Genomic DNA, 22,831 nt, shown 5'->3' on the forward strand with positions numbered 1-22,831 from the left:
TTACTTGCCTCCGTGGGATGGCGCCGGCGGAGCGATTGAAGGATCGACCGAGGTCTTGTCGCCCTTGAGGCGTTCCTCGTCCGGGGTATCGCCGGTCACCAGATAGATCACCTGCTCCGCGATCGAGGTCACGTGATCCCCCATCCGTTCGGTGTTCTTGGCCATGAAATGCAGATGCATGCAGGCGGTGATGTTGCGCGGATCTTCCATCATGAAGGTCAGGAATTCGCGGAACAATGCGTTGTACATCTGATCCACGTCGCGGTCGCGATTGATCACGTCCTGGGCCAGGACCGGATCCCGCTGGATGAAGGCGTCCAGCGAATCCTGCAACATGCTTTCGACTTCGCGCGCCATGCGGCGCAACGCGGAATGCGCGCCGGTGATCTGCGTCATCTGCAGCAGAACACTGGTCCGCTTGGCCATGTTCTTGGCGTAATCGCCGATCCGCTCCAGGTTGCTGGAAATCTTCATGATCGACAGGACGACCCGCAGATCCCCGGCGGTCGGCGCCCGCAGGGCGATGATCCGGGCGGTTTCCTCGTGGATCATCTCTTCCAGTTCGTCGATGGCGATATCGCTTTGGCGAACCTTCTCGGCCAGTTCCTCGTCTCGTGTTTCCAGCGCCTTGCTGGAGTCCTGGATCGCCTGTTCAACCAGGCCGCCCATCTTCATGATGCGTGCCTGGACACCTTCCAGATCACGATCGTAAATGCTCGCAATATGCTGCGACATGTCTCGGTCTCCCTGCTCGTCGGGGTGATTCAGCCGATACGGCCGGTGATGTAGCTTTCCGTCCGCGGATCAACGGGATTTGTGAAGATCTGCGAGGTTGCGCCGAATTCGACCAGATTTCCAAGATGGAAGAACGCGGTCTTCTGGCTGACACGGGCCGCCTGCTGCATCGAGTGGGTCACGATCACCACCGAATAGCTTTCACGCAGTTCGTCGATCAGCTCTTCGACCTGGCCGGTCGCGATCGGATCGAGTGCGGAACAGGGTTCGTCCATCAGCAGGACTTCTGGTTCGGTCGCAATGGCCCGCGCGATGCACAGACGCTGTTGCTGGCCGCCGGAAAGGCCGGTGCCGGGCGCGTGCAGACGGTCCTTGACCTCGTTCCAGATCGCCCCGCGACGCAGCGACTTTTCGACGATCTCGTCGAGGTCGGCCTTGTTCTTGGCCAACCCGTGGATCCGGGGGCCGTAGGCGATGTTGTCATAAATCGACTTCGGAAACGGGTTGGGCTTCTGGAAGACCATCCCGACCTTGGCGCGCAATTGCACCGGATCGACGCGGGCATCATAGATATTCTCGTCGTCCAGAAGGATCTCGCCTTCGACGCGACAGATGTCGATGGTGTCGTTCATCCGGTTCAGGCAGCGCAGGAAGGTCGACTTCCCGCAGCCCGAGGGACCGATGAAGGCGGTCACGGTGTTTTCCTCGATCCGGACATCCACGTCCTTGATCGCATGGGTCTCCCCATAGAAAACCTGCACATTGTTGGCGGAAATCTTGATTGTCTTGCTGTCCACTTTGCTCTCCAGGGCGGGCGAGTCGTACATGGTCCTACTCCCTTCCATACCTCTTACCACCGACGCTCGAAGCGGCGCCGCAGAATGATTGCGATGATGTTCATGCTCAGAAGGAAGATCAGCAGAATGATGATCCCTCCCCATGCGCGTTCGTAGTAGGCCGGGTCGGCGCGCTTCGCCCATTCGTAGATCTGTGCCGGCATGGCCGAATTCGGATCAAGGAAGCCCGAAGCAACCCCATCGGGGAAGTTGGAGGCGATATAGCCCACCATCCCGATCAGCAGCAGCGGCGCTGTTTCGCCAAGCGCCTGTGCAAGGCCGATGATGGTCCCGGTCAGGATGCCCGGCATGGCCAGCGGCAGCACGTGATGGAAGACCGATTGCATCTTGGAGGCACCGACACCCAGGGCCGCGTCCCGGATCGACGGCGGCACCGATTTCAGCGAGGCACGGGTCGAGATGATGATCGTCGGCAGGGTCATCAGCGTGAGCACCAGCCCACCGACCAGCGGCGCGGATTGTGGCAATTCCATGAACTGGATGAAGACCGCCAGACCAAGGATGCCGAAAACAATGGACGGCACCGCCGCGAGGTTCGAGATATTGACCTCGATCACGTCCGTGAACCAGTTTTTCGGCGCGAATTCCTCGAGGTAGATCGAGGTCGCGACGCCGATCGGCAGCGACAGGCACAGCACAACCAGCATCATGAAGAAGGACCCGACCATCGAGGCCCCGATACCCGCCTGTTCCGGGCGGCTTTCCGAGGCGTCGGTGCCGAAGATGAAGGACCAGTTGAACTGACGGCGCAGCAGCCCGGCCTCGCGCAACTCGTCCGTCAGATCCAGGTGGGCGGCGTCGAGGTTCTTGTCGCGTGCCAGCGCCTCGCGCGTCACCCGGCCCTTTTCGTAGCCATCGACACGGGATGAGGCCAGAACCTTGAAATCGACGGTCTCGCCGACCTGATCAGGATGGCTCAGCACGTAGTCACGCACCTGCGCCGGTACGGCCGAGGACACCAGCTTGCGCAGGTCCGCTGGCTTGGCCAAGGTGTTTTCGATCCCCTGGGCGTCCAGCAGATCGACCAGCGACTGGTCGATCATACCGTTGTAGCCAAAGGTCGTGGTCTTGCTGATCACGTTGATATCGCCGGTGTTATCGGGATCCAGCTTTTCCTGGGACAGGTGGACCGGCACTTCGATGAAGGTCTGGGTAAAGGCCGGGATGCCGTTGCGCACGATGGCGACCAGCAAGATGACCAGGAAGACCAGGCCGATCCCGACCGCCGTCATGCCGTACCAGCGGAACCGGCGTTCGGCAGCATTACGGCGGCGGGTGCGGGTATCCTGGCTCAGCAGTGATCCGGGCGTGCCGGCGGTCGGAGTCGGACCGGAGACGGTTGCGTCGGTCATTCGTATTGCTCCCGGTATTTGCGCACGATCCAGAGCGCGAAGACGTTGAGGCCGAGGGTGATGACAAAGAGCGTCATGCCGAGCGCGAAGGCAACCAGTGCCTCGGGGCTGGCGAAATCCGCATCCCCGGTCAACTGGCTGACGATCTTGGCGGTGACGGTCGTCATGGCTTCGAAGGGGTTCATGCTGAGCCGTGCCGCGGCCCCTGCCCCCAGAACCACGATCATGGTTTCGCCGATGGCGCGCGACGCGGCCAGCAGCACAGCGCCGACGATCCCCGGCAACGCGGCCGGGATGACGACCTGGCGGATGGTCTCGGACCGGGTGGCGCCCAGCCCGTAGGAGCCGTCGCGCATGGATTGCGGCACGGCGTTGATGATGTCATCGGACAGCGAACTGACGAAGGGGATCAGCATGATCCCCATGACCAGGCCGGCGGTCATGACGGCGGTGCCACCCGACATCCAACCGACGGTGCCGGGCCCGAAGGCGTCCAGCAGCAGCGGGCCGACGGTCAGCAGTGCGAACATCCCGTAGACAATGGTCGGGATACCCGCCAGCAGTTCGATCAATGGCTTGGCAAAGCTGCGTACGGGGCGCGAGGCATACTCCGACAGGTAGATCGCCGCGAACAGCCCGATCGGGACCGACACCGCCAGCGCGATCAGCGAGATGTAGAAGGTGCCCCAAAGCAGCGGCAGGATGCCCAGTTCGGATCCCCCGCCGAAGGATGGCGCCCAGGTCGTGCCGAAGAAGAAATCCCAGGCGGAATAGAGCCGGAAGAACTGGATCGTGTTCGCCAGCAGGGAAAAGACGATGCCGACCGTGGTCAGGATGGCGAGCGAGGCCGCCAGGATCAGCAGCGCCAGCATCACCTTTTCGACGGAGTTGCGGGCACGGTAATCCTTGTCGGTCCGGCTCAGGGCCAGCACCAGACCACCTGCGGCCAAAAGCAACACGACGATGCTGCGGAGCAGGTTGGCGGTGTCGTTCAGGCTGCGGAACCGCTTGGCGGCTTCCAGCGTCACCGGCGTAATGTCGGAACCGACGGCGATTCCGACCGAGGCCAGGATGGCGCGAATATCGGTGGCATCCGCATCCAGCGCCTCAAGCTCCTCGGGGCTGACCGCGTCACGGGACAGCGCCATTTCAAGACCGAAGGCGACACGGCGTACATCGGACATCATCAGGCTCAACGCGCCGGATGTCTCATAGGCCGTTTCCGGGATCATGTGTTGGGTGCTGCGTTCAACGACCGTCGGCTGGGCAATCAGCCAGACCCCGAGAACGATCAGCGCCGGGACGGTCACGAAAAGCGCGACATTGGTCCCGTAATAAGAAGGAAGGGAGTGAAGAAAACGACTGTCTCCACCGGCCGACGCCAGGGCGCGGCGGCGTCCCAGGACGAAGCCGATGACGGCAAGCGCCAGGACGATCAGAAAAATCCAGGTAGCCGGCATGAGTTACTCGCTGGAAAAAGTGAAAATCTGCCGGACCATGGGGGCGGGACATCCGCCCTGCCCCCATGGTCCGGCAATCAGGCGACGCGGACCCGAGGGGATCCGCATCGCCCGGAACATGATTACATGTTCGAACCCATGGTTTCTTCGTCGGCAACCATCGACTGGGTATCGGCCAGCTCGGGGTCGGACACCAGTCCATAGGCGGACAGCGGGCCGGAGGGGCCTGCGATGTCATCGGAAACGAAGAACTCGGAGAACTCTTTCAGGCCGGGGATGACGCCCAGGTGTGCCTTCTTGATGTAGAAGTACAGCGGACGCGACACCGGGTATTCGCCCGAGGCGATGGTTTCGGTCGAAGGTTCGACGCCGGTCATGGTGGCGACCTTCAGCTTGTCGGTGTTGTTCTCGTAGAACGCCAGACCGAAGACACCCAGACCATGCGGGTTGGAGTCGATGCGGGCCAGGGTCTCGGTGTAGTCGCCGTCGATGTCGACCGACTTGCCGTCGGTGCGGACCGCCATGCAAGCGTGCTCGACAGCATCTTCGTCCATGCCCAGCTCGGCCATGGCTGCCATGGCGCCGGTGTCTTCGCAGCCCTGCAGCAGGACTTTTTCTTCAAAGACTTCACGGGTGCCGTGCTTGGTGCCGGGGATGAAGGCCATGATCTCTTCGCTCGGCAGATCGGCGTTCACTTCGTCCCAGGTCATGTTGGGGTTGGTGACCATTTCGCCGTCCATGGGGATCTCGGCCGCCAGGGCGTTGAACCAGTCGGAAGGCTCGAAGGCGGTGAATTCCGGGCCGTTCAGCTGCGAGGCAAAGACGATGCCGTCATAGCCGATGCGGACTTCGATGATGTCGGTCACGCCGGCGTCGGCACAGGCCGCGATTTCCTTTTCGCGGATGCCGCGCGAGGCGTTCGCGATGTCGATGGTGTTTTCGCCAACACCTTCGCAGAAACGCTTGAGGCCGGCGGAGGATCCACCGGATTCCACGACCGGGGTCGGGAATTCGAAGTTTTCGCCGAAGGCTTCGGCCACGATCGAGGCGTAGGGTAGAACGGTGGAGGACCCTGCAACCTGGATCTGGTCGCGGGCGGCAGCGGCAGTGGCAGAGACTGCGGCAACGGCGAGAGCAGATGCGGTCAGTTTCATGATGGACATGGTTTGCTCCTGTAAACTTGGTTGAGTCACCCGGTGAGAGGCAGTGACTTCACCGCCCCTGCTAGGCACTCCGCGCAATGCTTTTGTGACAGAAGTGTAACGCTTTTATGACATGCCCTTAGGTAAGCCCGTAAAGAACTGAAAACGCTCCGGACACCGCCCGCGCCGGGATGCGCCGCCTCCGGACCGGAGCGGGATTTCCCGAGCGCGTTCAATATCCTGCGCCCTTGGGTCGTCAGGCGGCGGGCAGGATGATCCGGATCGAGGTCCCCTCGCCTAACGTCGAGGCAATCCGCATCCGGCCCCGGTGGCGGTTGACGATATGCTTGACGATGGCCAGGCCAAGCCCGGTTCCGCCCATTTCGCGCGAGCGGTGCGAATCCACCCGGTAGAAGCGTTCGGTCAATCGCGGTAGGTGCAGTTCGTCGATGCCGGGACCGTGGTCCGTGACCGTGAGCGAGATCCCGGGACCGCGCAGATTCTCCATCTCGGCCGGGCCGGACAGGGTGATGTCGACCTCGCCCGCGCCGCCATACTTGATCGCGTTCTCGACCAGATTGGTCAGCACCTGGCGCAGTTGATCCGGGTCGCCCTGGACGAATACCTCGTCCTGATCGCAGCGCAGGTTCACCTGCACCCGGGCGTCGCGTGCCAGCGGTGTCAGCGCATTGCGCACCGATTGGATCAGGCCGAACATCTCGACCCGTTCGGTAGGCCGCATTCGGGCATCGCCCTCGACCTGGCTCAGCGAAAGCAGGTCCTTGACCAGACGTTCCATCCGCCCGCCCTCGTTGGCCATGATCTCAAGAAACCTGTCACGCGCGGCCTCGTCGTTGCGAGCCGGCCCGCGCAGGGTCTCGATGAACCCCAGCAGCGCGGTCAGGGGGGTGCGCAATTCATGGCTGACATTGGCGACGAAATCGCGGCGCATGATTTCGGCCTTTTCCAGCAGGCTGATGTCCTGAAAACAGACGACCACCCCCTGCCCGACCACGGAATCGACGTAGGAACAGGTCACCTCGTAACTGGTTTCCACGCCCTGCCGCGTCACCAGGTAGCGGGTCTGCTGGGGCTGGCGATCCCGCAGGCAGGCCTCGACCGCGTCCAGCACGGCCGGCTGGCGGATGACGGTGATGAAATGCCGCCCCGTGATCGAAGGCCCGAACAGCGACCCGGTCCGGGCGTTGGCGGCGATGATGCGCTCTCCGCGCCCGACAAGCATGGCCGGCAGGGGAATGGCGCTCAGAAGCGCAGTGATGGACGTATCAGTCATGAAAGCGCCTTTTCTGGCAGGCGTGGTCAGATCGCCGTCAACCCGTCGCGGAACCGTCGCATGTTCTGCTGGTAATGCAGCGCCGAGGCCTGCAGTTTCTGTTCCCAGTCCGCCCCGAGGCTGCGCACCACCTTGCCGGGCGATCCGAGCACCATGGAATTATCAGGGATTTCCTTGCCTTCGGTCACCAGGGCGCCGGCCCCGATCAGGCAATTGCGTCCGATAATTGCGCCATTCAGCACCGTGGCGCCCATGCCGATCAAGGAGTTCTCGCCGATGGTGCAGCCGTGCAGCATGGCCTTGTGCCCGATGGTGCAATCGCGCCCGATCCGAAGGGGAAAGCCCATGTCGGTATGCAGCACGCAGTTCTCCTGCACATTGCTGCCCGCGCCGATCTCGATCACCTCGTTGTCTCCGCGCAGGGTACAACCGAACCAGACCGACGCCGCGCTGCCAATCACCACCCGGCCGATGACATTGGCATCCGGCGCGATCCAGAAATCGCCGTTCTCGGGCGTTTGCGGGGCCTGGCCGTCGAGCGAATAAAGCGTCATGTGCGGTCTCCGAATTCGGTGTTCAGCCCACGCACCAGTTCGACGATGCCCGGCTGTTGCGACAGGCGCAGTCGTTCCGCGCAGATGATCGTGCGCAGCTTTTCTTCCGTGGCTTCGAGATCCTCGTTGACCAGCACGTAGTCGTATTCGGGCCAATGACTGATCTCGTCCAGGCTTTGCGCCATGCGGCTGGCGATCACCTCGGCGCTGTCCTGATCGCGGCTGATCAGGCGGCGTTCCAGTTCGATCATCGAAGGTGGCAGGATGAAGATCGACAAAACATGCTTGCCCAGAGCCGAGGTCCGGATCTGCTGACCGCCCTGCCAGTCGATGTCGAACAAAAGGTCCGTGCCGCCGTCGATCGCCTGCTCGACCGGACCGCGGGGCGAGCCGTAGGAATTGCCGAATACCGTGGCATGTTCCAGCATCTGGTCTCGGGCAACCAGGTCGTCGAAATCTTCCCGGCTGTGGAAATAGTATTCCCGTCCGTGGACTTCACCGGCCCGGGGCGCCCGGGTCGTGGCAGAGACCGAGAACCGGATATCCGGGTCCCAGGCCAGCAGCCGCTTGGAAAGAGTCGATTTCCCCGCCCCGGAAGGCGACGACAGGATAATCAACAGACCGCGCCGAATGCTCATGAACCACTTCCCGGAGTTTGGTGTCTTTCGCCCGTGTTATGCAGGTTTTGCCCTGCTCGGCAACCGGGCCGGGCCCGCGACCTATTCGATGTTCTGCACCTGCTCGCGCATCTGGTCGATCACCGCCTTCATTTCCAGACCCGCCGCACTCAACGCGCTGTCCTGGGATTTCGCGCAAAGTGTATTGGCTTCACGGTTGAACTCCTGACTCAGGAAATCGAGCTTGCGCCCGATGGGCCCTGTTTCCGCCAGCAGTTCACGCGCCGCCACGACATGGACGCCCAGGCGGTCCAGCTCTTCGGTCACGTCGGACTTGATGGCAATGATCGCCAGCTCCTGCGCAATCCGTTGCGGGTCCTGCCCCGGCAAGGTTTCGAGAACGCGGTTCAGGGCGATGCGGATCGCGTCGGCCGTTTTCGGGGCGCGGGCCTTGGCGGCGCGCTCGGCCTCGGCGATCAGGGCCTCGATGCGGGCCAGTTGCGCCAGAAGGACCTCGGCAATCGCGGCGCCTTCGCGGTCACGCATCTCCATGAAATCGGCCAGCACGGGGTCGAAATCAGCCAGAAGGTCACCCAGAAGGCCCGAGCTGTCGACCTCGGCCGCGACGGTGTCCAGAACGCCGCGCAGGGGCAGCAGATCTGCGGCCCGCGACGGCGCAAGGGTCAGCCCGCGCACCGCTGCGGCCTTTTCAACGTCCGCCAACGCCTCCAGAACCGCAGAGAGCTGCGCGGAATTCAGCGTCAGGGCAGTGGCGGCCTCGTCGCGGCTCACGCGCAGGTTCAGCGTCACATTGCCCCGCGCCGGTCCGGTTTCTCCCTGTCCGAGACGTTTGCGCAAACCGGCTTCCAGCCCGGCAATCCAGTCGGGCACACGCAGACGCAGATCCAGCCCCTTGGCGTTGACCGACCGAATCTCCCAGGTCCAGTGAAAGCTGCCCGCCTGGCCCTGTGCGGTGGAAAAGGCCGTCATCGATCGTGCCATGGGTCTGCTCTGCTCCTGCGTTGCAGCATTCAAATGCTATCCGAAATCATATCGCCCGCCCTGCCTCTTCTTCGCAACCCCCGGAAATAAAAGTGAAAAGGTCGGGAAACTGCGCCGGGTCCGGGCCTAGTGTTAACCAAACGCTGGGTTTTGCCCGAAATTTTACGGCAAATCTGGCATATTAATCCTTACGTAACCTCTATGAAGATAGCTTTAACCATGAGGTGCCACAGGGCGCTGTCACGGTCTTTGCCAATCGTCACAGGGGGCGAAATAGACAAAGCAGGAGCATCCAGATGCCACAGGATGGAGGCGGCGAACATTCCGTCATCAGTTTTTCAGGGTTCATGAACGCAGCAAAGTTCCATGCAATCAATGAAGTAGAGGCCTATTGGGAAGCGATCCGTGCCGGGCGGCTGGTCCCGCGTCGGGCGGACATCGATCCGCGCGGCATCGAACGCGCCCTGGAATATGCCTTCATCCTGGAACGTGTGGCGCCGGGGATCGCCCGATTGCGGATCGCCGGGTCGCATCTGTCGGATCTGATGGGGATGGAGGTGCGCGGCATGCCGATCAGCGCCTTCGTGACGCCGGCATCCCGCAACAAGATCGGGGACGTGCTGGAACAGGTCTTTGAAAGCCCGGCCAAGGCCACCGTCGATCTCTATTCCGAAAGCGCCATAGGCAAGCCCGAGATCTCGGCGCGCCTGGTTCTCTTGCCGATGAAAAGCGACCTTGGCGACATCAGTCGCGCGCTGGGCTGTTTCGCCACGGTCGGAGAGATTGGCCGCACGCCGCGCCGTTTCGAGGTGGTCGATACCGAAGTGAAGCCGCTGCTGGGCGATTTCATGGCCCCGCAGACCACGACGGAAGACGACGTGATCCGGGCTGGCGTCACTGCCGCGCCGCAGGCCGGGGAAAAGGCGACGTCAAAGGGGTTCAACGACGTCGCGGCCCGGTTCAAAAGCCGCTCTGGGTCCAGGACGACCTCCACCCCACATAGCGCCCAGCTGAAACCCGGTCCACGTCCCTACCTGAGCGTCGTGACATCCGACAAGGATGCGTGACGCCGATCTGATCGGGGCAAGCTCCGTTTACGGCGCATGTCCGGGGCAAAGCTCCGGTTGACGGAAAAGGGCCGCCCTATGGGGCGGCCCTTCCGATTTCCGCGTCGCGCCCCTTCAGGGGTCAGACTGCGGCAACTTTATGTTCTTCGCGGAAGGCCGTCAGTTCCTCGGCGACCAGGAAGGCAAGCTCCAGCGCCTGGGTCGCGTTCAGGCGCGGGTCGCAGGCGGTGTGATAGCGATCCGACAGATCTTCGTCCGACACCGCCTGCACGCCACCGGTACATTCGGTCACATCCTTGCCGGTCATCTCGAAATGTACGCCGCCGGGAATCGTGCCTTCGGCGCGATGGATGGCGAAGAATTCCTGCACTTCGGCCAGGATGTTGTTGAAGATCCGGGTCTTGAAGCCAGAAGACGCCTTGACCGTGTTGCCGTGCATAGGATCGCAGGTCCAGACGACATTGGCGCCTTCTTCCTGAACGGCCTTGATCAGGCGCGGCAGGTGATCGCCGACTTTGCCGGCCCCGAAGCGCGCGATCAGGGTCAGGCGACCCATCTCGTTCAGCGGGTTCAGCTTGGCCATCAGCACCTTGAGATCCTCGGCCGTGGTCGTAGGGCCGCATTTCAGGCCGATCGGGTTCTGCACGCCCGCGCAGAATTCGACATGGGCGCCATCAGGCTGCCGGGTGCGGTCACCGATCCAGATCATGTGGCCCGACCCCGCCAGCCAGCGGCCGGAGGTCGAATCGACGCGGGTCAGCGCCTCTTCGTATTCCAGCAGCAGGGCCTCGTGCGAGGTGTAGAAATCGACCGTTTGAAGCTCATGGGTGTTTTCGCCCGACAAGCCGGCCGCCCGCATGAAATCAAGCGAATCCTGCATCCGGTTCGCCATGTCGCGGTAACGCTGCGCCTCGTCCGTATCGGTGAAGCCCAGGGTCCAGCTGTGGACGCGGTTGACGTCCGCATAGCCGCCCTTGGAAAAGGCGCGCAGCAGGTTGAGCGAGGCCGCGGCCTGCGTATAGGCCTGCAACATGCGGCTGGCGTCGGGAATCCGTGCCGCCGGCGTGAAGTCGAAGCCGTTGATGATGTCACCGCGATAGCTGGGCAGCTCGGTGCCGTTCACGGTTTCGGTGGGCGCCGAGCGTGGCTTGGCGAATTGCCCGGCCATGCGACCGACCTTAACCACCGGCACCTTGGCGCCGAAGGTCAGCACCATCGCCATCTGCAACATCACCTTGAAGGTGTCGCGGATCTGATCGGCGCCGAATTCGGCAAAGCTCTCGGCGCAATCGCCGCCCTGCAACAGGAACGCTTCTCCGCGACCAGCCTTGCCCAGCTCGTCGCGCAGCTTGCGCGCCTCGCCTGCAAAGACCAGCGGAGGATACTTCGAAAGCTGTGCCTCGACGGCAGCGAGCGCTTCGTGATCCTGATAGTCAGGCATCTGCACCCGTGGCTTGTTGCGCCAGTCGGATTTTTGCCAGGTACCCATCTTGTCCTCCGGGGTCATTTGGTGTTTGAGGCGTCAGCCTATATAGAACTTGGGCTGAATGGACCATATTTTATTTACGACGCTTGACGTCGCTGGCAGGCTCTGCCCACATGCGCCGATAGTTTCGTCCGGGCGATGCCGCCCGGCGCCATGATAGATCAGCAGGTAGCAGATGTCCGGGAAAGGCTCCTCGGTTCAGGTCATTTCCGTTCCGCCGTCCCGGCCACGCCGGTTCGTATTCGTCCTTCTCAACAATTTCTCGCTGCTCTCCTTCGCCTCGGCGATGGAATGCCTGCGGATTGCCAACCGGATGGCTGGCCAGACCCTGTATCTGTGGGAAATGCAGAGCGAATCCGGTGAAATGGTGTCCTGCTCGGGCGGGACCGGTTTTCAGGTTTCCGGCCCCTTGGCAGAGCTTGGGCGGGATGATTTCGTGCTGGTCTGTTCGGGGATCAAGGTGCAGGACGAATGTTCGCGACGGTTGATGAACTGGCTGCGCCGCGAAGCCCGTCGCGGACTGGTGCTTGGCGGGCTTTGCACCGCTGCCTATGCGCTGGCGCGGGCTGGTTTGCTGGATGGCAAGCGGGCGACGATTCATTGGGAAAACCAGGACAGCTTTGCCGAGGAATTTCCCGACGTGAACCTGACGAAGTCGGTCTTCGTCGTCGATGGCAACCGGATGACCACCGCCGGGGGCACGTCTTCCATCGACCTGATGCTGAAGCTGATCGCGGATCACCATGGCGAGGATCTGGCCAATTCGGTGGCTGATCAGCTGATCTACTCGTCGATCCGCACCGACCAGGACACGCAGCGCCTGTCGGTTCCGACGCGGATCGGTGTGCGCCATCCCAAGCTGAGCAAGGTCATCCAGATGATGGAGGCCAATATTGAGGAACCGATCAGCCCAGGCTTGCTCGCGGACGATGTCGGCATGTCCACGCGTCAGCTGGAACGGCTGTTCCGGCGGTATCTGAACCGCAGCCCGAAACGCTATTACATGGAATTGCGCCTGCAAAAGGCCCGCAACCTCCTGATGCAGACGGATATGAGCGTCATCAACGTCGCCCTGTCCTGCGGCTTTGCCAGCCCGTCGCATTTTTCCAAATGCTACCGGGCGCAGTATCAGACGACCCCCTACCGGGAACGGGGCAGCCAGGCCGGACGCCTGTCGATCTGACCGCCGGGTCCGGGGTGGCCGTGATCTGATTGAATTCCGGGCAATGATGTCCTTGGCGGTCGAAAACCTTCTGCCGCTGCGCCGAAAGTTCGGCCAGGCAATCGCGGTGCCACTGGCGCCGCCCTTTCAGGACCCCGGTGCATATCCGGTGCCGATGGCGGCCACGATCGGGAAAACCGTGTGCAGACAAGGTTCTGGAAGCTCATGTTCAATGACCGACAAGCTTTTTGAGGAACGCGCGCAGGGCCTCATCCTTGTTTAACCATTTGCTGCGAAGGTTGGATTGTCCGGTAAGGGGCTCAGGCTCGTTCCGGACTGACTTCCTCCCTGTCAGACTGGCCGCGCCTTAATGGCGCGGCTTTTTTCCAATCCCGCCCCCTTAGGTGCTGCAGGCCCAGCAGGTGCTGGGGATCCCGCGCGATTCCCTGTTGACGGCTATCAGCAAAAGACCTAGCGTTCGTGACAATTATAAGTCGGCCAGTCCGACGGGGAGAAACGATAGAAAAGGGGTCCGATCGGGCTCCTTTTCTTATTGTGCCCAGATCCTTGCGTGTCCACGATCTTTTCCCGTCTGCGCGCGTGACCCCGGAATTGCAATGGGCGGCCACGAGAGAGGCCATGCTTTGCCGAAAGTCGCCGATATCCGCAAATTGATCCGCCGCGCCCAGTAAGGGGCCTGACACTTGATCGGCTGCGTGGTAAGTCGGCCTCCGACAGGACGAAAAACGGGACCGACATGTTTGCAATTTCCAAAGTCACGACTGCCCTGGCCCTGACCGGCCTCCTCGCCCTTCCGGCCTATGCGCAGGATGCTGAAACGCCAGCCACCGATGCCCCGACGCCCGAAGCCGGGAGCACGGATCTGGGCGGTCTGTCGATGGGCGAAGATCCCATGACCGAGACCCAGACCGGCGCAGTCTACATCCGCGAGAACGCCGGCGATTGGGCGGTGCAGTGCATCAAGACCGAGAACGGCGAAGACGAACCCTGCCAGCTGTACCAACTGCTGCGCGATGAACAGAACAATCCGGTAGCCGAGATCATCGTCTACAAGGTGGAAGACGACAGCCAGGCCGTTGCCGGTGCCAATATCGTGGCCCCGCTGGAAACCCTGCTGCCGGCTGGCCTTGTTGTCAGTGTCGATCAGGGAGCACCGAAGAAATACCCCTTCGCGGTCTGCAACCGCGTCGGTTGCGTGTCGCGCATCGGCCTGACCGAAGCGGATCTGAACACCTTCAAGAACGGCGGCTCGGCCGAGGTGATCATTCGCCCCTACAGCGCCCCGCAGGTCGAAGTGAAACTGCCGCTGTCCCTGACTGGCTTCACCAACGGCTTCGAGAAGACCACCGTCATCCCGACCAAGGCCCCGAACTGATCCGGGAACCCCTTTTGTAAAGAGAACGCCGCCGGCAGATCCTGCCCGGCGGCGTTTTTCGTTTCAGAAGGTCGTCGGGATCAAAGCTGGAAAGCCGGTCCGATCCTGCAGGGTCTGGCCCGTCCTGTCAGACCCGACGCAAGGCGATCACGGCGTTCAGTCCACCAAAGGCGAAGGCGTTGGACAACGCATATTCCACCTTGGCATCGCGGGCCTCGTTCGGCACCACGTCCAGCGCGCATTCGGGGTCCGGTTCCTCGTAGCCAATGGTGGGCGCGATCACCCCGTCGCGCACCGCCATGATGCAGGCCAGAAGCTCCACCGCGCCGGTGCCGCCGATCAGGTGGCCGTGCATCGACTTGGTCGAAGAGATCATCACCGTGTCCGCATGACGTCCGAAGACATCCGCAACGGCGGCGCTTTCGGTCTTGTCATTGGCCGCGGTGCCGGTGCCATGGGCGTTGATGTAACCGATGTCCTCGGGTCCGATCCCGGCATCGGCCATGGCCCCTGCAATGGCACGGGACGCCCCTTGCTTGGACGGCATGACGATATCCGTCGCATCCGAGGTCATGGCGAAGCCGACGACTTCGGCCAGGATCTCGGCCCCGCGCTTGCGGGCGTGGTCATAATCCTCGAAGACGAAGACCCCTGCGCCTTCCCCCTGCACCATGCCGTTGCGGTTAGCGCTGAAGGGGCGGCAGGCGGTCTTGGACATGACGCGCATGCCCTCCCAGGCCTTGACGCCGCCGAAGCAAAGCATGCTTTCGGACCCCCCGGTGATCATTACAGGCGACATGCCGCTGCGCACCATCTGGAACGCCTGGGCCATGGCGTGATTGGAACTGGCGCAGGCCGAGGACACCGTGAAGGTCGGGCCCTTCAGGTTGAATTCCATGCTGACATGGCTGGCGGCGGCATTGTTCATCAGCTTGGGCACGACAAAAGGATGCACCCGGTTCTTGCCGTCCTCGTAGACCGAGCGGTAGTTTTCGTCGATGGTCGTCATCCCACCGCCGGAATTGCCCAGAATGGCACCGGTCTTATGCGCCAATTCGCCGGCAAAGGTCAGACCGGACTGGGCGATTGCCTCGCGGGCGGCGACCAGGGCGAATTGGGTGAACCGGTCGTACAGCACCATCTGTTGACGATTGAACAGGCCTTCGCTGCTGAAGCCCTGGACCTGCGCGCCGATGTTCACCATCAGCCGGTCCGCATCGCGCACATCCAACGGCGCGATGCCGCAGCGGCCCTCGCGCATCGATTCCAGGGTTTCGGCCACGTCATGGCCAAGGGCGTTGATTGTCCCTGCCCCGGTAATCACCACACGTTTCACGAATGCTGTTCCGCCACCAGTTTTTCGACCCCGGCAATGATGGACTTCACATCCGAGATGTCGAAATCGCTTTCACCCGGCTCATTGGCGTTGAATGGCACCTGAATGTCGAAGGCTTCCTCGATCGCGAAAATGCTTTCGACCAGGCCGAGTGAATCGATGCCCAGGTCGTTCAGTGTATTGTCCAAAGACACGTCCGATGGTTCAAGCACCGCCTGTTCGGCGATGATCTCGACCACCTTCTGACTGATGTCTGTCATAGCCCCATCCCCCTATCGCAAGGTCTTGCGCCGATTTAGTCGTTCTCTGAGCGCTTGAAAACTGCTTTCTGAAGATCGGCAACATGCTGGGCCATGCGCGGCAACCGGCGCAGGGCCTTGTAGATGGCAATGTTCTGATCCAGCTTCAGAGCCGGATGCCCCATCACAACGCGCCCCGCAGGCACATTCTGCAACACGACCGCCGCGGCCGAGATGATGGCGCCGTCCCCAACCTTCAGGTTGTCGGCCACACCGGCGCGGCCGCCGAAGACCACGTTGTTGCCGATGCGGGTCGAACCCGCGACGCCGGCAAAGGCGGCCAGCAGGCAATTCGTGCCGATGATGCAGTTATGCGCGATATGGCACAGGTTATCGATCTTGGTCCGCGACCCGATCCGGGTGGCCCGTGCCGTCCCGCTGTCGATGGCCGTCATGGCCCCGACTTCCACGTCATCCCCGATCTCGACCGAGCCGAGCGAATGGATGCGGATCCAGCTTTGTTCGCTGTCGTCGACCTCGGCCACGAGGGAGGACCGCATGCGTTCCACGTTGCTGACCTCGGCCGTCACGAAGCTGAAGCCGTCCGAGCCGATGACGGCGTTCTGGTGCACGCGGAAGCGCGCGCCGATCCGCACGCCCCGGCCGATCTTGACGCCGGAATGCATCAGGGCGCCTTCGCCGATCTCGACATCCGGGCCAATGTGGCACTGGGGGCCGATGCTGGACCCTGCGCCGATACGGGCACCGGCCGAGATCAGGGTGAAGGGACCGACCGAGACGCCCTCGCCCAGGATGGCTGTCGGGTCGACAACCGCCGAGGGGTGGATGCCGGGGGTGAACCCCGGCCCCGGATCCAGCATCGAGGTCAGCGTCGACAAGGCCAGACGCGGACGGGGCGAAAACACCGCCGCTTCCAGGCCGTAGCTTTGCCAATCCGCCCCTTCCCAAAGGATCGCCGCACGGGCCTGGCCATGGGCCAGCCCTTCGGCAAAGGCCGGCTTCATCGCCAGCGCCAGGGTGGTTGGTCCGGCCGTGGCAGGTTCTGCCAGGCCATCGACCATCAGGCTGGTGTCACCTACGGCAACGCAGCCGAGGGCTTCGGCGATCGTTTGAATGGAATGGGCCATATGGCCTGACGCTCCCCATGAACTCTATGGGTCGGGTTTATCCGCGAACCGGGTCGAGAGTCACCCCCTGCGCCGCAAGTGCATTCCAGATCAGCGCGTCCCGGCCGTAGATATCGTCGCGGAATTCGATCTGACCCTTCGCGGATGTCAGAGCCGTCCGGTAGATCAGGTGCACAGGCACATGGGTTTCCAGATCGACGCGGGTCTCCGTGCCGGAGCGCAGCTTTGACTGGAAGAAGGATTCCGGGTCATCGACCTCTGGGGCCAGCAGCGCATAGGCAAAATCGAACGGATCCTGAAGCCGCACGCAGCCATGCGAGAAGGCCCGGACATTGCGCTGAAACAGGCTTTTTGACGGGGTGTCATGCAGGTAGATGTTGTTCTTGTTGGGGAACATGAACTTGACCAGACCAAGCGCGTTGGAATTGGATGGCGGCTGCTTCATCACGAAGGGGAAATTGGCCCGGGTGAACTGCCGCCAGTCGACCGCGTCGCGGGGAACGATCCGACCCTGGGAATCCATGATGTTCAGCTGACTGTCCGCGTTGGGGTTTTGCTGCAGCTTGGGCAGGTATTCGTTGACCACGATGCTGCGCGGCACATGCCAGGTCGGATTGATCATCAGGTATTCCATCTCGTCGGAAAACTCTGGTGTCTCGCGATCCGCCCCCTTGGCCCCGATGACCGCACGTGTCTGGAAGGTCACTTGATCGAAATCCACGATCCGGGCCGAGAAATCCGTCAGATTGACCAGCACATGCCGGTCGCCGCGCGGCATGTTCAGCCAGCGTTCCCGCTCCATCGCGACGACGATGGATTGCAGGCGCTCCGTAACGGGCACGTTGATCTGGGTGATCGTGGCAGGTCCGGCAACCCCGTCCTGTTCCAGGCCCATGTTTGCCTGAAAGGCCGCAACCGCCGCCTGCATCGTTGCGTCATAGGTGGCCGTCACCGACATGCCCAGGTATCCCATAGCCGCCAGCCGGTCCCGCAGGGCGATGACCTCGCGCCCGGAATCGCCGGGGCGCAGGATCTCGGCATGGACCTGCGGGCCGTAGCCGCCGCTGTCCACCATCGCCTGCATCTGGAACTTTGCCTTCATCAAGCCCAGGTATTCGGCCGTCTGGGGCGGCAGCGTCCGAACGAATTCGGCCGGATCGGCGCTCTGAATGCCGTCCAGGTAATAGGCCGCAGGCCTCACCGGCGCCTCGCGCAGGATACCGGGAACAACCTTGTCCGGTGCGAGGATACCCGTCGCCAGGTCGCCCGCCAGGTCGAGGTAAATGCGCGACAGCGCAATTTCCATCCGCGCAAGGTCGGCGTCGGTCTGGACACCCTGCATACGCGCGATCAGCGCATCGGCGTTGTATTTGCCTTCGGGGAGCCCATGCGCCGTGGCCGTTTCCATCCCCGCAATCAGCGCCGCACGGCGTTGCATGGCGGTCGTGTCGGTTCCGGTCCAGATCGGGGCGAAATCACGGGCACGGTAATAGGCCGCCAGGTCCGTATCCGCTGAGACAGCCTCGGCAAAGGCCAGCTTGCGCGGCGTCACTTGTGCGTCCTGCGCGGCATGTCCCGCCAAGGGTGCGAGCAAAGTAAGCGATAGCAGTGCTGCCCCGCCAACCTGTCTCATGCTGAATGTCGTCATTGTGCCTGCCTAACTTTCCGTTCTGACCGTACTGCCTGGAAAAACCGTGCCGTCAGTGCCTTATGGCTGTCCATTCACTTAAAGGTAATCCCCGAAACAAGGCTTTCAAGCGCAGCATAGAGAACACGGTCAAGACAGGGAACGGCGGTTTTCGCGCCATTTTCTGGCGATTTCTTGCCGACTTTTACCGATCGCTAGGAACTTTTCTCCAAGAAGGGTTTGAGACAATTCTTCACTGTGGCATAACAGCCATGCATCTGGGGATGAGATAGCACGGAACCGCGGATAACCGGGGTCCACCAATACATGGCGATGGGACAGCGCTGACATGACCGAGCAAAGCTTCGCGAAAATTTCGCGTCGCTCCCTTTTGGGGGCATTCGCGGCGACCGTGGTAACTGCGGCACCGACTTACACCAAGGCAGCAGGGTTCCTGCGCAGCTCAGGTGATATCCGACGTATCAAGATGTACAACGCCCGAACCGGTGAAAACCTCGACATGATCTACTGGATCGAAGGGGAATACCTGGCAGATGCCTTGACCGAGATCTCCACCTTCATGCGCGACTGGCGCAGCGGCGCCGTCAAGCAGGTCGATTTGCGTACCGTCGACATCATGGCCGCAGCCCATAACCTGATGGAGATCAAGGAACCCTACATGCTCCTGTCCGGTTACCGGTCTCCGCAGACCAATGCGATGCTGCGGTCCCGGTCTTCCGGCGTGGCCAAGAATTCGCTGCACATGAAGGCACAGGCCGCAGACCTTCGTCTGGCGTCGCGCAGTGTCAACCAGATGGCCCGTGCCGCCGCCTCCTGCCGTGCCGGCGGTGTCGGACGCTACAGCGGGTCGAACTTCGTCCACATGGATTGCGGTCCCGTACGTACCTGGGGCGCCTGATCTTCAGGCCGCAGGTGTTGCGACAGACGTCGGAATCCGGGCAACGGCCCGCTTTCCCGCCGATATTGAACAGGGTCGCCAGGGGGCGGCCTTTTTTCATGCCTGCAAGCCCTGCCAAGACATGAGGAAAGCCCAATCCGGGGGCAGCCAGCGCCGGGGCCCTTGCAGATTGCCGGCCCCGCCACATCGGAGCGATTGACGGGGCGGCCGCGCCTGTTCCAATGATGTGTACAACGATCCCCGAGTCGGCTGGCCCCATCCCGGAATCGTTGCGCTCTTCCGACATGCCCCGCAACGTTGTACACAAGTGGAACCGAAACATGGCCTCCAACAAGGCGCCCTTTTCCCCGGCCGAATACCAGCGCCGCATCCGCATCACCCGTGCCGCCATGGCAGAGGCCGGGATCGACGTGCTGTTCGTCACCAATCCGTCCAACCAGTACTGGCTGACGGGCTATGACGGCTGGTCCTTCTATGTTCACCAGGGGGTGATCCTTCCGATGGAAGGCGACCCCTATTGGTGGGGCCGCATGCAGGACGCAAATGGCGCCAAGCGCACGGTCTGGATGGAACATGAAAACATCCTTTATTACGCCGACCGCTATATCCAGGCCACCGATTGTCACCCGATGGAAGACCTCGCCTCGCACCTGCGGATCATGGGTTACGGCGATGCGCGCATCGGACTTGAGATGGAGACCTACTTCTACACCGCCCGCGCCCATGCGGTGCTGGAAGACGGCTTGCCCGATGCCACGCTGATCGACGCCTCGACCCTGGTGAACTGGAAGCGCCTGATCAAGAGCGACGAGGAACTGGCCTTCATGCGCCGGGCCGCGCGGATTTCCGAACTGGTGATCGAACGGGCGATGGAACTGGCCGAACCCGGCATGCGCAAACATGACCTGGTGGGCGAACTGTTCAAAACGGCCGTGCAGGGTGAAGAGGACAGCTGGGGCGATTACCCGGCCATCGTACCGCTGCTGCCTTCGGGGGAAGACGCCAGCGCGCCGCATCTGACGTGGAACGGCGAGGCGCTGAAAAAGGGTGAGGCAACCTTTATCGAGCAATCGGGTTGCTATCGCCGCTATCACGCGCCGCTGTGCCGGACGATCTTTTTCGGCAAGCCTCCGACCTATCTGACCGATGCCTCCAAGGCGCTGACCGAAGGGCTGAATGCCGGGATCGAGGTCGCCCGCCCCGGCAACCGCGCCTGCGATATCGCCCGCGCGCTGGATGTCGAACTGATGAAGGTCGGGATCGAACGCCCGAACCGCTGCGGCTATGCCGTCGGCCTGTCCTACCCGCCCGACTGGGGCGAACATACCGTGTCCCTGCGTGCCATGGATGAAACCGTGTTGGAACCGGGGATGACTTTCCACTTCATGCCCGGGCTCTGGATGGATGATTGGGGGCTGGAAACCACCGAAACCATCCTGATCCGCGAAGACGGCGCGGCGGAGCCCCTGTGCAACGTGCCCCGCAAGCTGTTCGTCAAAGACTGATGGACAGGCTTGCCGAAACCCGCACGATCCTGGCCGATCTGATCGCCTTTCCGACCATCTCGGCGGACAGCAACCTGGAGGCCATCGCCTATATCGCGCGCCATCTCGAAGCCGCTGGCGCGCGGGTCGAGGTGCTGCGCGATGCGACCGGCACCAAGGCGAACCTCTGGGCCAGTTTCGGCCCCGAAATCGACGGCGGTCTGGTCCTGTCGGGCCATTCCGACGTGGTGCCGGTGGCAGAACAACCCTGGAGCAGCGATCCATTCAGCTTGCGCGAAGCCGAGGGCAAGCTTTTCGGCCGGGGCACCTGCGACATGAAGGGCTTCATCGCCGCCTGCCTCGCGCTGGCGCCGGATCTGGCAGAGGCCGCGCAGGACCGCCCGATCCATATCGCGATCACCCACGACGAAGAGGTCGGCTGCATCGGCGCCCGCGCCCTTGTCGACATGCTGCGCGCACGTGCCATCCGCCCGGCCCTTGCCCTGATCGGCGAGCCGACCAGCATGCAGGTGGTCGAAGGCCACAAGGGCGTCTGCGAATACACCGTGCGATTTTCGGGCTCCGAAGGGCATGGATCGGCGCCTGATCGCGGCACCAACGCGGTGGAATTCGCCACCCGCTACATCACCCACCTGCTGTCCCTGCGCGATGATCTGAAGGCCCGCGCGCCCGAAATTTCGGCGTTCGAGCCGCCTGAGACCACGATCAACATCGGCGCCCTGCACGGTGGCCACGCCCATAACGTCATCCCCGGCATGGCGACGCTGGAATGGGAAATGCGCCCGATCAACGACGACGACATGGCCTTCGTGAAATCGTCGGTCGCGGCCTATTGCGATACCGAGCTTCTGCCCGCCATGCGCACAGTGACACCCGGAGCGGACATTCAGACCGAAACCATCGGCGAGGTTACCGGCCTTGTTCCCATGGCCGAGAACGAGATCCGAGATATGGTCCAGCGTCTGACCGGGGCGAATGGCGCCCATTGCGTGCCCTTCGGCACCGAGGCGGGCCTGTTCCAGCAGCTTGGTATGCAGGCCGTGCTTTGTGGTCCCGGATCTATCGATCAGGCGCATAAACCGGATGAGTTCGTCGAGATTTCTCAGCTGGAACAATGCCTTGAGATGCTCGGCAAGCTGGCGCGCCGCCATGGGCGAACCGGTGACGCAGGCTGAAGGCGCGGGGCCGCAGGACGGCCTGAGCGAAACCGCCCGCGACCGGAGCGACCGGATTGAAGAGGCCCTGCGGGACCGGATCTGCATGCTCGACTACCCGCCGGGACAACGCCTGTCCGAGGCAGAACTGGCCGCTGAATTCGGCATCTCGAGGACGCCTCTGCGGCGGGTGCTTGCGCGGCTCGAAGCCGAAGGGCTGGTCGATGCGGTGCATGGGGTCGGGACCTTTGTGACGGATCTGGCCGATGACGCCCTTGACCAGATCTATCACCTGCGGATCGCCCTTTGCATCTTGCCGGCGCGTCTTGATCCGCGCCCCCCGTCCCCTGCCCTTTGCCGGCAGTTCCGCGCCCTTGCCGCACGCGCCGCCGCCCTTCCCGCGGATCCTACGAACCGCCGGGATTTTGCCCGGTTGATCCTTGATTTCATTCTCGCGCAAGGACAGCTTTCGGCGAACCGGCCACTCATGCAGATGACCCGGCATCTTTACCTGCAAACCGCGCGCATCTGGATACATAGCCTCGCGGCCGACGACCTTGACCTTGCCGAGGAGATCGCGATTTTCGCCCGCGAAGCCGAAGACGTCTGCACCGCGCTGCAGGCAGGCGACCTGGAGGCCGCGGCCTCCATCCACCGCGCCCATGTCTCGATGAGCTTCCGCCGCATCCTGGCCCGGCGGCAGCGCCCGGCGCCGCCCGACCGGCGCTGAGCGCCGCGATTGCCGTCATTCCTGCGCGGGCACCTGGCAACCTTGCCCG

22 protein-coding genes are annotated in these 22,831 nt (G+C 62.6%); 8 read left to right on the top strand and 14 right to left on the bottom strand.

The window, feature by feature from the left end; genetic code table 11:
- The 9 genes from phoU to PSAL_RS04845 form a co-directional block, all read right to left on the bottom strand.
- Positions 1-735, bottom strand: coding sequence for a phosphate signaling complex protein PhoU (gene phoU / locus PSAL_RS04805; RefSeq protein ID WP_119840123.1), 735 nt, complete (start codon positions 733-735; stop codon positions 1-3).
- Positions 736-764: 29 nt separating this feature from the next.
- Complete coding sequence (pstB, locus tag PSAL_RS04810; protein ID WP_119840124.1) at positions 765-1,562, bottom strand: phosphate ABC transporter ATP-binding protein PstB; 798 nt, start codon at positions 1,560-1,562, stop codon at positions 765-767.
- Positions 1,563-1,585: 23 nt separating this feature from the next.
- The gene (gene pstA, locus PSAL_RS04815) at positions 1,586-2,944 is read right to left on the bottom strand and encodes a phosphate ABC transporter permease PstA (RefSeq protein WP_119840125.1); all 1,359 of its coding nucleotides are present in this window, start codon (positions 2,942-2,944) and stop codon (positions 1,586-1,588) included.
- Positions 2,941-4,404: a phosphate ABC transporter permease subunit PstC gene (gene pstC, locus PSAL_RS04820; RefSeq protein ID WP_119840126.1), complete on the bottom strand. Its 1,464-nt coding sequence runs from the start codon at positions 4,402-4,404 to the stop codon at positions 2,941-2,943. The genes pstA and pstC overlap by 4 nt, the downstream gene beginning before the upstream one ends.
- A gap of 122 nt (positions 4,405-4,526) precedes the next feature.
- Positions 4,527-5,567, bottom strand: a complete 1,041-nt coding sequence (locus PSAL_RS04825) for a substrate-binding domain-containing protein (RefSeq protein ID WP_119840127.1) — start codon at positions 5,565-5,567, stop codon at positions 4,527-4,529.
- 235 nt (positions 5,568-5,802) lie between these two features.
- Positions 5,803-6,840 (bottom strand): ATP-binding protein, encoded by a 1,038-nt coding sequence (locus PSAL_RS04830; RefSeq protein WP_119840128.1) that lies wholly within the window; start codon positions 6,838-6,840, stop codon positions 5,803-5,805.
- 26 nt (positions 6,841-6,866) lie between these two features.
- Positions 6,867-7,394: a gamma carbonic anhydrase family protein gene (locus tag PSAL_RS04835; protein ID WP_119840129.1), complete on the bottom strand. Its 528-nt coding sequence runs from the start codon at positions 7,392-7,394 to the stop codon at positions 6,867-6,869.
- Complete coding sequence (gmk, locus tag PSAL_RS04840) at positions 7,391-8,032, bottom strand: guanylate kinase (RefSeq protein WP_119840130.1); 642 nt, start codon at positions 8,030-8,032, stop codon at positions 7,391-7,393. Before gmk ends, PSAL_RS04835 begins: the two co-directional genes overlap by 4 nt.
- Before the next feature lie 81 nt (positions 8,033-8,113).
- On the bottom strand, positions 8,114-9,013 hold the full coding sequence (locus tag PSAL_RS04845) for a YicC/YloC family endoribonuclease (RefSeq protein ID WP_119840131.1): 900 nt from the start codon (positions 9,011-9,013) through the stop codon (positions 8,114-8,116).
- A gap of 296 nt (positions 9,014-9,309) precedes the next feature.
- On the opposite strand from PSAL_RS04845, the gene PSAL_RS04850 reads away from it, so the two are divergent.
- Positions 9,310-10,080, top strand: coding sequence for a PAS domain-containing protein (locus tag PSAL_RS04850; protein ID WP_119840132.1), 771 nt, complete (start codon positions 9,310-9,312; stop codon positions 10,078-10,080).
- Between the two features lie 121 nt (positions 10,081-10,201).
- On the opposite strand, the gene PSAL_RS04855 is transcribed toward PSAL_RS04850, so the two are convergent.
- Positions 10,202-11,569, bottom strand: coding sequence for a class II 3-deoxy-7-phosphoheptulonate synthase (locus tag PSAL_RS04855; RefSeq protein WP_119840133.1), 1,368 nt, complete (start codon positions 11,567-11,569; stop codon positions 10,202-10,204).
- Between the two features lie 172 nt (positions 11,570-11,741).
- On the opposite strand from PSAL_RS04855, the gene PSAL_RS04860 reads away from it, so the two are divergent.
- The 3 genes from PSAL_RS04860 (at position 11,742) to PSAL_RS04870 (ending at position 14,124) form a co-directional block, all read left to right on the top strand.
- The gene (locus PSAL_RS04860; RefSeq protein ID WP_119840134.1) at positions 11,742-12,749 is read left to right on the top strand and encodes a GlxA family transcriptional regulator; all 1,008 of its coding nucleotides are present in this window, start codon (positions 11,742-11,744) and stop codon (positions 12,747-12,749) included.
- A gap of 43 nt (positions 12,750-12,792) precedes the next feature.
- Positions 12,793-13,011, top strand: coding sequence for a hypothetical protein (locus PSAL_RS04865; protein ID WP_119840135.1), 219 nt, complete (start codon positions 12,793-12,795; stop codon positions 13,009-13,011).
- Between the two features lie 474 nt (positions 13,012-13,485).
- Complete coding sequence (locus PSAL_RS04870) at positions 13,486-14,124, top strand: invasion associated locus B family protein (RefSeq protein WP_119840136.1); 639 nt, start codon at positions 13,486-13,488, stop codon at positions 14,122-14,124.
- A 127-nt stretch (positions 14,125-14,251) separates the two neighbouring features.
- Here the strand turns inward: PSAL_RS04870 and PSAL_RS04875 are convergent, their stop codons facing one another.
- The 4 genes from PSAL_RS04875 to PSAL_RS04890 are packed head-to-tail and all read right to left on the bottom strand — an operon-like array spanning position 14,252 to position 18,399.
- Positions 14,252-15,460, bottom strand: coding sequence for a beta-ketoacyl-[acyl-carrier-protein] synthase family protein (locus tag PSAL_RS04875; RefSeq protein ID WP_119840137.1), 1,209 nt, complete (start codon positions 15,458-15,460; stop codon positions 14,252-14,254).
- Entirely contained in the window at positions 15,457-15,720 is a 264-nt protein-coding gene (locus PSAL_RS04880; RefSeq protein ID WP_119840138.1) for an acyl carrier protein, read from the bottom strand. Before PSAL_RS04880 ends, PSAL_RS04875 begins: the two co-directional genes overlap by 4 nt.
- 35 nt (positions 15,721-15,755) lie before the next feature.
- A complete protein-coding gene (locus PSAL_RS04885) occupies positions 15,756-16,847 on the bottom strand; it encodes a UDP-3-O-(3-hydroxymyristoyl)glucosamine N-acyltransferase (RefSeq protein ID WP_119840139.1) in 1,092 nt (363 codons plus the stop codon).
- A 37-nt stretch (positions 16,848-16,884) separates the two neighbouring features.
- Positions 16,885-18,399, bottom strand: coding sequence for a L,D-transpeptidase family protein (locus PSAL_RS04890; RefSeq protein WP_331274419.1), 1,515 nt, complete (start codon positions 18,397-18,399; stop codon positions 16,885-16,887).
- 424 nt (positions 18,400-18,823) lie between these two features.
- Between PSAL_RS04890 and PSAL_RS04895 the strand changes: the two genes are divergently transcribed.
- The 4 genes from PSAL_RS04895 (at position 18,824) to PSAL_RS04910 (ending at position 22,782) form a co-directional block, all read left to right on the top strand.
- The gene (locus tag PSAL_RS04895; protein ID WP_119840141.1) at positions 18,824-19,393 is read left to right on the top strand and encodes a YcbK family protein; all 570 of its coding nucleotides are present in this window, start codon (positions 18,824-18,826) and stop codon (positions 19,391-19,393) included.
- 320 nt (positions 19,394-19,713) lie between these two features.
- The gene (locus tag PSAL_RS04900; protein WP_119840142.1) at positions 19,714-20,898 is read left to right on the top strand and encodes a M24 family metallopeptidase; all 1,185 of its coding nucleotides are present in this window, start codon (positions 19,714-19,716) and stop codon (positions 20,896-20,898) included.
- Entirely contained in the window at positions 20,898-22,073 is a 1,176-nt protein-coding gene (argE, locus tag PSAL_RS04905) for an acetylornithine deacetylase (RefSeq protein WP_119840143.1), read from the top strand. Before PSAL_RS04900 ends, argE begins: the two co-directional genes overlap by 1 nt.
- Entirely contained in the window at positions 22,018-22,782 is a 765-nt protein-coding gene (locus tag PSAL_RS04910) for a GntR family transcriptional regulator (RefSeq protein ID WP_231388616.1), read from the top strand. Before argE ends, PSAL_RS04910 begins: the two co-directional genes overlap by 56 nt.
- The last annotated feature ends 49 nt before the right edge of the window (positions 22,783-22,831 follow it).

Origin of the sequence: Pseudooceanicola algae, from assembly GCF_003590145.2 — a bacterium.
In the GTDB taxonomy this organism is placed as follows: Bacteria; Pseudomonadota; Alphaproteobacteria; order Rhodobacterales; family Rhodobacteraceae; genus Pseudooceanicola; species Pseudooceanicola algae.